The organism is Haloferax sp. Q22, from assembly GCF_001482285.1.
GTDB lineage: Archaea > Halobacteriota > Halobacteria > Halobacteriales > Haloferacaceae > Haloferax.
The window spans coordinates 62,844-75,435 of sequence record NZ_LOEP01000005.1 but is presented as its reverse complement, the minus strand read 5'-3'; the positions used below and the strand labels follow the sequence as shown (position 1 = coordinate 75,435).

Annotated in this window: 12 protein-coding genes; 4 read left to right on the top strand and 8 right to left on the bottom strand. The window is 67.9% G+C overall.

Annotated features, from left to right (window positions below; translation table 11 throughout):
- Positions 1-27: 27 nt before the first annotated feature.
- A complete protein-coding gene (locus AM590_RS01325; RefSeq protein WP_058825865.1) occupies positions 28-1,050 on the top strand; it encodes a hypothetical protein in 1,023 nt (340 codons plus the stop codon).
- Positions 1,051-1,116: 66 nt separating this feature from the next.
- Entirely contained in the window at positions 1,117-1,410 is a 294-nt protein-coding gene (gene yciH, locus AM590_RS01320) for a stress response translation initiation inhibitor YciH (RefSeq protein ID WP_004976316.1), read from the top strand.
- 123 nt (positions 1,411-1,533) lie between these two features.
- Here the strand turns inward: yciH and AM590_RS01315 are convergent, their stop codons facing one another.
- The 8 genes from AM590_RS01315 to AM590_RS01280 form a co-directional block, all read right to left on the bottom strand.
- Complete coding sequence (locus AM590_RS01315; protein ID WP_058825864.1) at positions 1,534-1,884, bottom strand: rhodanese-like domain-containing protein; 351 nt, start codon at positions 1,882-1,884, stop codon at positions 1,534-1,536.
- Entirely contained in the window at positions 1,885-2,448 is a 564-nt protein-coding gene (locus AM590_RS01310) for an NUDIX hydrolase (protein WP_058825863.1), read from the bottom strand.
- Positions 2,445-2,957: a DUF5809 family protein gene (locus tag AM590_RS01305; protein ID WP_058825862.1), complete on the bottom strand. Its 513-nt coding sequence runs from the start codon at positions 2,955-2,957 to the stop codon at positions 2,445-2,447. The genes AM590_RS01310 and AM590_RS01305 overlap by 4 nt, the downstream gene beginning before the upstream one ends.
- A 24-nt stretch (positions 2,958-2,981) precedes the next feature.
- On the bottom strand, positions 2,982-3,485 hold the full coding sequence (locus tag AM590_RS01300; RefSeq protein ID WP_058825861.1) for a DUF5810 domain-containing protein: 504 nt from the start codon (positions 3,483-3,485) through the stop codon (positions 2,982-2,984).
- 251 nt (positions 3,486-3,736) lie between these two features.
- Complete coding sequence (locus AM590_RS01295; RefSeq protein ID WP_058825860.1) at positions 3,737-4,084, bottom strand: HalOD1 output domain-containing protein; 348 nt, start codon at positions 4,082-4,084, stop codon at positions 3,737-3,739.
- A gap of 161 nt (positions 4,085-4,245) precedes the next feature.
- Complete coding sequence (locus AM590_RS01290; protein WP_058825859.1) at positions 4,246-7,458, bottom strand: bacterio-opsin activator domain-containing protein; 3,213 nt, start codon at positions 7,456-7,458, stop codon at positions 4,246-4,248.
- A gap of 82 nt (positions 7,459-7,540) precedes the next feature.
- Positions 7,541-8,029, bottom strand: coding sequence for a ribosomal protein S18-alanine N-acetyltransferase (gene rimI, locus AM590_RS01285; protein ID WP_004976308.1), 489 nt, complete (start codon positions 8,027-8,029; stop codon positions 7,541-7,543).
- 177 nt (positions 8,030-8,206) lie between these two features.
- A complete protein-coding gene (locus AM590_RS01280) occupies positions 8,207-10,174 on the bottom strand; it encodes an aconitate hydratase (RefSeq protein ID WP_058825858.1) in 1,968 nt (655 codons plus the stop codon).
- Positions 10,175-10,446: 272 nt separating this feature from the next.
- Here AM590_RS01280 and AM590_RS01275 point away from each other — a divergent pair, with 272 nt between their 5' ends.
- Positions 10,447-10,920, top strand: a complete 474-nt coding sequence (locus tag AM590_RS01275) for a deoxyuridine 5'-triphosphate nucleotidohydrolase (RefSeq protein ID WP_058825857.1) — start codon at positions 10,447-10,449, stop codon at positions 10,918-10,920.
- Between the two features lie 398 nt (positions 10,921-11,318).
- The gene (gene pan2 / locus AM590_RS01270; RefSeq protein WP_008096396.1) at positions 11,319-12,557 is read left to right on the top strand and encodes a proteasome-activating nucleotidase Pan2; all 1,239 of its coding nucleotides are present in this window, start codon (positions 11,319-11,321) and stop codon (positions 12,555-12,557) included.
- Positions 12,558-12,592 lie beyond the last annotated feature (35 nt).

The following is a 12,592-nucleotide window of genomic DNA, read 5'->3' as shown; positions in this document are numbered from 1 at the left end:
TCGGAACGGGGTTCCAAAACGAGAGTGATGAGTCGACGAACCGCTGCGCTCGCCGTCGTCGCCGCCGTGGTGCTGGCGACGGTTGGCGCACCGCTCGCTCTCGCCGCCCCGGCCGGACCGATAGGAATAACGGCCACCGATGGCTCGGCCGCCGCTCCCGTCGCACAGACGACTGCGAACGACAGCGCGACCAACGACAGCGCCGCGTCGTCGGAGACGCTCCCCGGTCAGCGCCTGTCCGCCGTCATCGGCGTGCAGGGCTCCGAGACCGACGGGGAACTCGAACGCCGTACCTTCGAAGCGCGCTTCGCGAACGCGAACTCGAACGCCTCGAAGGCCGCGGTCGTTTCCACGCAGGTCGAGACGGTACGCGAGCGCCTCACCGAACTCGAACAGCGCAGGGACCGCCTCGAAGCCCAGCGCGCAAACGGCACCCTCTCGGAGGGTCAGTACCGCGCGCGATTGACGCAAACAGTCGCCGACATCGAGCGCACCCGGAGCATGCTGAACCAGACGGCTGACGCCGCCTCGACGGTCCCTGCCCAGGACCTCTCGGCGCGCGGCGTCGACACGGCCGAACTCGACAGGCTCCGCACGAACGCGAGCGAACTCACCGGCCCCGAAGTCGCCGAAATCGCCCGCGAAATCGCGGGGAATCCCGGCAAGGGAATCGGCCGCGACCGCGCCGAAAACGAGTCGGAAACCGACCGCAACGGGCGGCCGGACGAAGCGGGACGGAGCGATGCCCCGGGAAACTCGCGTTCTGAGGCGAGCGGCCGCGCCGATGACGTTCGGGAGGACATCGGAAACGCGACCAACGAGACCGGCACGACTGACGACGCCTCCGAGGGTTCGTCCGGCGACAGTGACCGCGGCAACGCCCCGGAGACGCCGCCCGGCAACGACAAGCGGGCGAAGGACGCCGACGGGAGCGCCCCCGCGGTGACCACCGACGACGTGCAGTCCGACGACGACGGCACGACCACGACCGACGACGCGACGACGGACGACGAATCGGAAACGTCGTCCACGGACGACTCGGGCGCTTGAAGCCGGGGACGGCGACCCCGCCTCCCGATACTGTTTAATATCCCCATCCTGTAGGTCCACACTGTAATGTCGGAAGTCTGCTCGACGTGCGGGCTCCCTGAAGAGCTCTGCGTCTGCGAGGACGTGGCGAAAGAGTCTCAGGAGATAGTCATCCGCATCGACGAGCGCCGCTACGGAAAAGAGGTTACAGTCATCGAGGGATTCGACCCGAAGGACGTCGACATGGACAGCCTGTCGTCGGACCTGAAGTCGAAATTCGCTTGCGGTGGAACCGTGGAAGACGATTCCATCGAACTCCAAGGCAACCACCGCGGCCGCGTGGAGGACTTCCTCCGCGAAAAGGGGTTCAACGTCGCGTGACCGACCTCTGAGTTAGCCCGCCGTCGAGATTTTTCGAAGCAACTCAGCGCACACGAGCTGTTAGTCCGCCAGTCGCCCGACCGCTCGTGTCCGCGGCCGCGTCAGGCGTCAGCGGCGCCGCCGTCAGCGGCGTCCGTCGTCGCGTTCGCTATCGTCGATGCCCTCTTCGAGCGGGCCGTCCCACGCGTCGAGTCCGCCGGCCATGCTCTCGATACGGGCGTCTTCGGTCCCCTCGTAGGCTGACAGCAGGCGGACGGCCTGCACGCTCGCCTCGCCCCGCGGGCAGACGGTGACGATGCGCTCTGCGCCCGCGACGCGGTCGAGGTGCGAGACGAGGTCAGAAAGCGGGACGTTGATGCTCCCCGGCACGTGCCCGAGCGCGAACTCGGCCTCGGTGCTCACGTCCACGACGAGCGGCGGGTCCTCGCCGGCGAGGAGTTCTTCGACCGCCGCGGGGGAGATCTCGTCGACCATCTACAGCAGACCCTCGTCGCGGGCGAGGAGGACGCCCTCGACGGTCGCGTCGTTCGTCGGCGGTTCGGTCGCCCGCTCGATGGCCTCCTCGACCGGCACGGCGCGGACCGAGAGGAACTCGTTGTCGTCGAGGTCGCGTTCGACCGGCGTGAGCCCCTCGGCGAAGACGAAGCCGCGGCGGTGCCGGAGGACGCCCGTCGAACACCACACGTCGCCGATGACCGACGCGGAGTCGGCGGCGAAGCCGGTCTCCTCGCGGAGTTCGCGCAGTCCGGCGTCGGTGAACGACTCGCCCTTCTCGACGACGCCCGCGGGGAGTTCGAGCTGGGTCTGGCGGATGTTGGGCCGGTACTGCTCGACGAAGACGACGTGGTCGTCCGCGACGGCGACGACGACGACCGCGGTCGCCAGTTCGGCCCAGTAGTAGCGCTTCGTGGTCCCGTTGGGCTGTTCGACGAGGTCGTAGCCGCCGGTGAACCAGCCGGTGTCGTACTCGAGTTCGGATTCCAGCACGCGCCACTCGGGGTCGGGTAGGCGCTCGTGACGGCGGCCGTCGTCGGTCATCGGTCCGCTCCGGTCGCGCCGTCGTCGGTTCCGGCGGCGTCATCGCCGGCCGCGCCCGCGGCGGCGTCGCCGTCGCTCTCGGCTTCCTCTCCGAGGAGCGCGTCGCGGTAGACGCGGCCGAAGGCGTTGCGTCGGAGCGTACTGACGGCGGCGTCCCGCTCGTTTTGGAACGTCGTCGCCAGCACCGTCTCGGCGAAGGGAACCGCGTGCCACGCGACGCGGTCCACGTCGGGGTTGCCGAGTTCGACGACCTCGTAGCCCTCGTGGGCCGCGCGCCAGTCGTCGAACTCGCCGCGCGTGCCGACCGTGACCGAAAGCGACTCGGCGAACAGCGCGTTGCGAACGGTCTCGATTACGTCGCCGGTCACGCGCGCTCGGTACTCCTCGCGGTCGAAGTCCATCGCCTTGGCCGTCTCGCGGACGACCACCTGTGCGGTCGGTCCAACGCGGTCGAAGGCGGCCTCGGCCTCGTCGAGCGACGCCGGAGCAATCGTCCCGTGGGTTTCCATCGCCAGTCGGTTCGGGGCCCGGACTTACGACTCTTTCCTGTCCGCGTCGTCGGAACCGTCGGCGTCGTTGGCACTGTCATCGTCGGCGTCGCCGGGGTCGTCGCCCCTCGCGTCGTCGCCGTCTTCACCCTCCTCGTACATCTCGCGGGTGAGCGACTGCGCCTCCTCGAAGATGCGCGCCGCGTCGCCAGACAGCGACTGTGACCCGCCGGAACCGCCGAACTGTTGCGGCTGTCGGTCGGGGATGTCGTGGCCGTGGTCGTGGTCGTGGCCGTGGCCGTGGCCGTGCCCCCGGCCTCCCGTGCGGTCGACCGTATCCTCGAACACCTCGTCGAACTCCCGTTCCTCGGCGAGGTCGGAGACGAGCGGGCCGAGCGAGTCGGCGTTCAGGTCGGCCCACTCAGGGGCGTGTTCGTCCAGCCACGTCTCGTGGTCGTCGCCGTGGACGATGGCCTGCAACGCGAGGTGGTTTGCGAGGTGCGTCTCGTCGCGCTGCGGCGCGTCGCAGACCGGACAGGCGTATCCCATGGCCTCCGGTAGCGGCTCTGTGTACCAAAACCCGTCGCACTCTCGCGTCGCCCTGTGTCGCGTTGCGGCGCGTTGTGTCCTGTCGTATCGCACCGCGTCGGCGTCGTCGGTCGTCAAAGGAAATGTGGCCGCGTCGCCCGCGCGGTGGTGGGTGGGTCGCGGGCGACAGGCGGCTCTCGCGGCACCGAACGAGGTGCCGCGTCGTGTGGTGGTGGGTGGTGGTGATACCGATTCGTTCGTGTGTCGATGCGTCAGGCGGACTTGACGATGACCGTTCCGTCGGCCCAGACGGTCACGTCGCAGGCAGCGTACCGGAACCCGATTCGACCGCGCGAGGGGACGACCGACCCGCGGGTGCCGCCGTCCGTCGCCGGTGCCCGCGCCAGCGGAGCGAACAGTTGGCAGAGTGCGTCGGGGTCGATAGTCTCGGACAGCGGCGGGAGGTCGACAGCGTCCACGTCTGTCAGTTGAGCGGTCGCGGTGACGACGGTCACCGCGAGGGTGTCTCGTCCGCTCCAATCGTGTCGGGCGACGACCTCGTCGGTCGACCCCGTGTTCCATCCCACATCGTTGCCCGGTAACACGCGAGTTTCGTCCATGGTTCGGTTCGCGTCGGCGCCTCGCCGACACCCGTGCCGACGACGCTCGTGGATATATCGGTCGCTGCTATCCAACTAGTGGTGGCGCGCGCGCCACCTCTAGGTACCTAGAACCGTAACTGAAAATCAGCTGGTATCGCTGGTTCTCATGTGGTACGTTGTCATTTGAAGACGCGCCCGACCAGTTTTCGCTCGGCCGCGCGCAGGTGGTACTGGTAAGTCGGCGCGCTGATGTCGAACGTCTCGGCGAGCGTCTCGGCGGTGCTGCGGCGCGGCCACTCGTAGAATCCGGCGAGGTGGGCCGCCCGAATCGACTCGTACTGCCGACTCGTCCACGCCTCGCGCATCTCGGCGGCGAACGTCTGCGGCGACTCGGTGCCGTCGTCCGCGGTCCGCCGCGACAGCAGACTCGTCCCCGGGTAGTTCGAGTCGAGCGCGTCGACGAACGACCGGACCCGGATTCGCTCCGGCACCTCGGCGGTGAGCGTGGTCTGGGTCGGCGTCGCGTCGAGCGCGCGCAGGGTCGCCTCCGAGGCGTACAGCGTCTCGAACAGCGACTCCCGCGGGAGGCGGAGTTCGAACAGTGACCCCGAGTCGTCGGTCGAGACGTGGCGCACGCGCGTCGCGATGTCCCGTCCGGCGGCGACGACTTCCTCGGGTTCCGCGTCGCTGGTAACGAACGCGATGACGGAGCCGTCGGAGTTCGGGATGACGCCGCCGAGGCTCACCGCGCGGCCGACGCGCCGGGCGAGCCGCGACAGCGACAGCCGGTCGCCGCCGAGCTGTACCTGCACGTCCGTCCGGCGCTCGGTCAGCATGGCGTCGGCGCGCCCGGTGGCCGCGAGGGCGTAGCCGACCGTCTCGCCCAGGTCGGTGAGCAGGCCGTCGTCGTCGGCGAAGGCGTCCGGGTCGGTTGCGTGGATGACGAACAGCGCCTCCACTCGGTCGTCGGCGACCGCGGGGATGGCCGCGATAGCGCGGAACCCGTAGCTGAGGGCGTCGCCGCGGTGGTCGGCCCACGCGGGGTCATCGAGCACGTCCGCTATCACCTGTATCTCCTGGGTCTCCACGGCGGCTTTGAGCAGGGGAAACAGCGGCTCCGCGGACGCCACCTCTCCGAGCCGGTCGGCGTAGGCGGTGTCAGCACCGTGAACCGCGTCGCTCGTCGGCCGGTACGTCTCGTCCACGTCCCTGGCCTCTGCGTGCCAGACAATGGCGTAGTCGTCGGCGTCGACGAGGTGCTCGGCGACGGCCGAGAGCGCCTCGCCACGGGTCGGCGCGCGGATGAGCGACTGGTTGATGTTCCGGATGGTCGCGTTGATTCGGTCGAGTCGGGTGAGCGCCTCGTTCTGGGCCTCGAGCCGGCGGTCGCGCTCGCGTAGCTCCGCCTCGGCGTCGATTCGGTCGAGCAGCTCCTCGACCGTCGCAGAAAGCAGGTTCACGAGCTCCACGTCGACCTCGTTGGGCGCGACGGTGCCGGGGTGGCCGGTGACGAGAACGCCGTGGCGACCGAGCGGCGCGGCGATGACGCGCTCGACGCCGTCGACGACGCCCCCGTCGGGCGCGAGTTCGACCACGCGGACCTCGCCGGAGACGAACGCGTCCCAGACTCCGCCGCGGTCCAGGCCGCCACCGACCGGTTTGTCGCCGAGGCCGGTTCCGGCCGCGCCGACGCGGACGAGGCTCGTGTCCGCCTCGTCGAAGACGAAAAGCTCCGTTCGGGCGTCGCCGAGCACCTCGTCGCAGGCGTCGACGGCGGCCCGGAGGACCGCCTGTCGGTCGGTCGCGCCCATCATCTCTCGGGTCCGGTCGTGGAGCGTCGCGAGCAGGCGCTCGTAGCGGTGTCGCTTCGTCACGTCGCGGAGGACGCCGACCGAACCGACCTCCTCCCCGCCGACGACCAGTGGCGTCCGGTGGTCCTCGACTCTGACGACCCCTTCGTCGGGCGTCCGCAGGTCCAATTCCACGATTCCCTGCGAGGTCGACACGAACGCCTCGTCGCTGCCGTCGGTCGCACTCGCGTTCTCGGTGAGCAACGCCGTGGACGACCCGATGACGCGGTCGCGGTCGAGTCCGGTGAGTCGCTCGAACGCGGGGTTGACCGCCGCGAACCGCCCCTCGTCGTCCAGCGCGTACACCGCGTCGGCGACGGTCGCCAGCATCCGCCCGTACTGCTCGGCTTCGACCTCGTGTTCCAACTGCTCCGTGATGTCGGTGAAGTAGACCGAGAGCCCCGTCTCGGAGGGGTACGCCCGAACCGCGTACCACGTTTCGAGGCGGTCGTAGTACTGTTCGAAAGTCGTCGGCTCCTGTCGCTCCATCGCGCGCTCGAACTCCTCGCGAAAGACGGTCGCCTCGGGCACCGAGTCCCAGATGCGCGTCCCCAACACCGCCGCGGCCGACATCCCGAGGCCGTGTTCGGCCGTCGAGTTGACGTAGGTGACGCGCCAGTCCGCGTCGAATCCCATCACCGCCTCGTCCATCCGCCCTAAGACCTCCGAGAGGGCGCTTTTCAGTTCGTGCCGCTCGGTCGCCGCGCCGACGACGGCAGCGATGTTCTCCAAGAAGAGCACGTCGTCGTCGGTGAACTGCCCGCGGGCGACGCCGTGGACGGCGATGACTCCCCACCGGGTGTCGTCGCCGCCGATGGCCGCGCTCATTCCGCTTTTCGGTTCCGACGGGCCCGCGCCGCTCACGTGCTCGAAGCGCTCGTCGTCGTCGAAGTCGTCGACGAGCGTCGAACGCCCAGTCCGGTACGTCTCGACCGCCTGCGTTCCCCCGGCCGCGGCGAGTCCGTGGCCACGATTCGCCGACCAGCCCGCGGCGGCGGCGACGCGGAACGCGCCGTCGTCGAGGCCCTCGAAAACCGTGACCGAACTGGCGTCGAGCACGTCGCGGACGCGACTCGCGGCGTGGTCGAGCGTCGAGTCGAGGTCGACGGCGGTCAGCGCCCGCGTTCCGATTTCGGAGACGACGCGCTGCTGTTCGATTCGGTCCCGGTGGCTCCGCGCGAGGGTGCATTCGCCGAGCGCCCGCTCGACGCGGAAGGCGAGCCACGACATCGTCTCGGGGTCGTCGTCGCGGACGACGTAGTCCGTCGCACCGGCTTCGACTGCACGGGTCGCGGTCTCCTGGTCGGCGGCCGCGACGACGACCGGGACGTCGATACCCTGGGCGTAGATGTCGCGGACGAACGCCCCCTCGTCGCCGGCCGCCGTGGGGGCGGCCAGGACGATACAAGAGATGGCCGCCGAGGCGGAAACGAGTTCCGCGCGCGCCGCGGCGGGGGTGCGGACGTGCCGGACGGTCGTCGCTCCGTCGAGCGACGACAGCGACGAGTCGAGAGACGCCGCGAACTCGCCGTCGTCACTCACACAGAGCACGGTGGGGGACGGTAACACAACTCGTGTACGTGGCTCGTCGTGATAAGCGCTCCTTCGGCCGCGAGCGGTCCTGTCAGGCGCGCTGCCACTCCGCCACGTCGAGGACCATGATGTACGCGTCCTCGCCGTCGCCGTAGTAGCCCGGCACCCGGCGAGCGGGTTCGAAGCCGAGGCTTCGGTAGAGGCCGATAGCCGGCTCGTTCGAGACGCGGACTTCGAGCTTCACGACCGTGGCGCCCGCGATGGCCATCGCCGTCAGCGACTGGACGAGCAGCCGCCGGCCGAGGCCGTTCCCGCGGGCCTCCGGACGGACCGCGAGGTCCTTCACGTGGCCGATGTCGTTGCCGTGGTTCGGCATCACGTCGGCGACGACGTAGCCGAGCACCTCGTCCCCGCGGGCGGCGACGAGAAACGCCGGCTCGTCGACGAACATCTCGAACGCGGAGTACGGCCACGGCTCGGAGAAACACGTCCGCTCGATGCGGAGCACGTCGAGGAGGTCCGCCCGGTCGACCCGCCTGACGACCAAGTCGCCGGCGAGCGCGTCGTCGAACGCCGTCACGCCCGGCGCTACGTGGTTGGCACGCAAAAGCCCGACGGCACGGGCGCGGACGGTCGTCGGACGGACGCGGAAGCGACGCTAGGACAGACGCGCACGGGAGCGGACGGTGCACTACCTCGGGCCGCGCGATAGCCGCCGCTCGCCGGGCGAAAAAGTGAGAAGGTGTGTTGGTCGCGTTCAGTCGTCCGCGGGGGCAGCGCCGCCCTCAGCCTGCTGCTTCGTGAGGGGGAGCTTGCCGCCGGCGGTGAGGATACGACGCTCGCGCTCGGAGGCGTGCAGGTTCGCCGTCGCTTCCCAGTCGTCGTTCACGCGGATGGTGAACTCTTCCTGGCCGGATTCGACGGCTTCGGCAACGTCGTCGACGATTTCGACGTCGTCGCCCTGCTCGATCTTCTCGTACGTTTCCTCGTCGATGGCGAGGGGGACGATACCGAAGTTGAACAGGTTCGCCTTGTGGATGCGAGCGAACGACTGCGCGAGGACCGCCTCGATGCCGAGGTACATCGGACACATCGCGGCGTGTTCGCGGGAGGAACCCTGACCGTAGTTCTCGCCCGCGACGAGGACGCCGGTACCGGCGTCCTTGGCGCGCTGGGCGAACGTCTCGTCGACGCGCGAGAGCGTGAAGTCCGAGAGGCGCTCGATGTTCGAGCGGAACTTGAGGATGTCGGACGTCGCCGGGATGATGTGGTCGGTCGTGATGTTGTCCTCCATCTTCAGGAGGGTCTCACCCGAGATGTTGGAGCCGAGGGGGTCCTGCAGCGGGACCTCGCCGATGTTCGGGCCCTTGATGAGCTCGTCGTCGATGGCGTCTTCGGCGTAGATGAGGTCCGTCTTCGAGCCGTCGTACTTCTCGGGGAGTTCGACGCCGGGGGCGTCGAGGTCACCGAGTTCGTCGGCGAGGTCACGCGGGTCGATAATTTCGCCCTTGAGCGCCGCGGCGGCGGCGACCTGCGGCGAACATAGGTAGACGTTGTCGTCCTCGATACCGGAGCGACCCTCGAAGTTGCGGTTGAAGGTGCGCAGCGAGATGGAGTCGGAGGCGGGCACGTGGCCGATACCGATACACGGTCCACAGGTCGCCTCGGAGACGTTGACACCAGCGGCCATCATCTCTGCTGTCCAGCCCTGCCGAGCGAGAATCTCGCCGGCCTGCTTCGAACCGGGCGCGACGATCATCTCGAGGTGCTTTGCGACTTCGCGACCCTTGAACATCTTCGCGGCCGGGAGGATGTCCTCGTAGCCGCCGTTCGTACAGGAACCGACGAGGACCTGTTCGACCTTCTCGCCGGCGACTTCGCGGACGGGAACGACCTTGTCCGGCATCGACGGGCAGGCGATGAGCGGTTCGAGGTCGCTGAGGTCGATGACGATTTCGTCGGCGTATTCGGCGTCCTCGTCGGCCGTCAGCTCGATGTACTCGTCGCCGCGACCCTGGCGCTCGAGGTAGTCCTTGGTCTTCTCGTCGGTCTCGAAGAGCGACGAGGTGGCACCGAGTTCGGTCCCCATGTTGGTGATGGTGGTTCGCTCGGGCACGCTGAGCGACTCGGCACCGGGTCCGGTGTACTCGAACACCTTGCCGACGCCGCCCTTGACGGTCTCGCGGCGGAGCATCTCGAGGATGACGTCCTTCGCGGAGGACCACTCGGGGAGTTCGCCTTCGAGGCGAACGTTCACGACCTCCGGCATCTCGACGTAGTACGCGCCGCCGCCCATGGCGACAGCGATGTCGAGGCCACCGGCACCGATGGCGAGCTGGCCGAGGCCGCCGGGAGTCGGCGTGTGGGAGTCCGAGCCGAGGAGCGTCTTGCCGGGCGCGGCGAAGTTCTCCTTGTGGACGTTGTGGCAGATACCGTTACCGGGGCGGGAGAAGTGGGCACCATATGTCCCGGCCGCGGAACGGAGGAAGCGGTGGTCGTCCGTGTTCTTGAAGTCGAACTGGTAGGTCTGGTGGTCGCAGTACTGGGCGGCGAGTTCGGTCTGCGCCTCGTCGAGGTCGAGCGCCTCGAACTGGAGCCAAACCATCGTCCCAGTCGTGTCCTGCATCAGGACTTGGTCGATTTCGATTCCGATCTCCTCTCCGGGGGTGAGGTCACCCTCGACGAGGTGGTCCGAGAGAATCTTTTCCGTGAGCGTCTGTCCCATAACACCCGAACCTCGATGGTCCTCGGATATAAATCCCGCGTACTTCCCTATCTTCGAACGTGAAAGATAGCGCTGTCTCGGGGTTTGTAGCGTCTAAGGGCCATTAAACTCCTTGTTGGTTCTCCTATGTGACTTGTCACCGCGGGGGTCGTCACCGCCCCAAGCAGGGGGGCAGTTTGGACTCCTCTCACGACCCCAAACGCGGGGCGACTATCGGGGAGACGACGGGCGCGGTCCGGCACAGTTTTGCGCCCGCTAAACAGGGTTCGGATATGCACCGCGCTGGCTCGTTCGTCGCACAGCACATCTCGCCGGTCACGGCCGAACAGGTCCAACCCAACGGCGTCGACCTGACGCTCGAAGCGGTCCTCGAACAGGTCGAACCGGGTCGCCTCGGCCGCGAGGGAAAGACCGTCGGCGAGCGTCGGGCCCTCGAGTTCGCCGACCCGGACACCGAGACGTACCGACTCGACCCCGGCGGGTACGTCCTCCAGTACGCCGAGACGGTCCACATCCCCGAGGACCACGTCGGCTTCATCTACCCGCGGTCGTCGCTCATGCGGAACTCCTGTATGCTGAACACGGCCGTCTGGGACGCCGGCTACGAGGGGAAAGGCGAGGGACTCCTGCAGGTCCACCACCCGGTCGAACTCGAACGCGGCGCGCGCGTCGCCCAAATCGTCCTCGCGGACGCGAACCACGACGAGACCTACGACGGGAGCTATCAGGGCGAGCGGACTCGGTGACGGCTTTCGGTCGATGGCTTCCAGGCATCGCCCGGCAGATAGTACCGGATGAATACCGACATCCCGAGTTACGGGACGTTCTCGGCGATGACGAATTCCTTTCAAGTCGATGGGCGCCGTATTTGTTCTCGCGGAGGGCATGTCGGGCCGAAACGAGGGGCGACCTGTACACACCGAACCTCCGCAACTTCCTCCTTCCATATCTTCTTGATACGCGAGTGCTCTTGCTGGGCCCGTCCGCTTCGCGCGAGTCGCAGACACCGCCCGCGGGCCGCCGATTCGCCTGGAAGACGAACCGCCACGGAGTCGCTGTCACCTAAAACCGCTTCGAGCGGCGCACTCGTGTTCTCTGACCCAAAGGCACATTTACGCGCATGCCTAAGTGTGGCCAATCACTGATGTCACGGAGTCCATCTCTCCCGGAACGTCCTCATCTCGATCTGGACCCCGAGATGTCGGATGCAGAGCGTCTCTCTGCACTCCGCCAGCACTTCGAACGCATGGTCGACGTCAACCGCGAACTCGACCAGCGGCTCCAGAACGCCGACGACCGTCACGCCGAACTGGTCGACGAGGTCGACCAGATGAAGGCGCGAAACGAGGCCCTGAAGACGGCCTCGTACTACATCGCCACGGTCGAGGAGTTGACCGACGACGGCGTCATCATCAAGCAGCACGGCAACAACCAGGAGGTCCTGACTGAGTTCGCACCGAGCCTGAACATCGACGACATCGAACCCGGCGACCGCGTCGCCATCAACGACTCGTTCGCCGTCCAGACTATTCTCGACGACGAGACGGACGCGCGGGCGCAGGCGATGGAGGTCGTCGAGTCGCCGACGGTCACCTACGACGACATCGGCGGCATCGACGAGCAGGTCCGCGAGGTCCGCGAGGCCGTCGAACAGCCCCTCGAGAACCCCGAGATGTTCGAGGAAGTCGGCATCGACCCGCCCGCGGGCGTGCTCCTGTACGGCCCGCCAGGGACCGGTAAGACGATGCTCGCGAAGGCCGTCGCCAACGAGACCAACGCCTCGTTCATCAAGATGGCCGGCTCCGAACTCGTCCAGAAGTTCATCGGCGAGGGCGCGCGGCTCGTCCGCGACCTGTTCAAGCTCGCCGCCGAGCGCGAGCCCGTGGTCATCTTCATCGACGAAATCGACGCCGTCGCCTCGAAGCGCACGGACTCGAAGACCTCCGGCGACGCCGAGGTCCAGCGCACGATGATGCAGCTCCTCTCGGAGATGGACGGCTTCGACGACCGCGGCGACATCCGCATCATCGCGGCGACCAACCGCTTCGACATGCTCGACGAGGCCATCCTCCGCCCGGGGCGGTTCGACCGCCTCATCGAGGTGCCCAAGCCCGCCGTCGAGGGCCGCCGCCGCATCCTCGACATCCACACCCGCGACATGAACGTCGCCGACGACGTGGACCTCGACGCGCTCGCCGAGGAACTCGACGACTACTCCGGCGCGGACATCGCGTCGCTCACGACCGAGGCCGGGATGTTCGCTATCCGCGACGGCCGGACCGAGGTGACGGGCGCGGACTTCGACGCCGCCCACGAGAAGCTCTCGAACGTCGAGGAGTCCGGCACCGGCCCCATCTCGGGCTTCACGGACTACCAGTACTGAGTCACCGACACCCGTTACCGACGACGGTCGGTCGC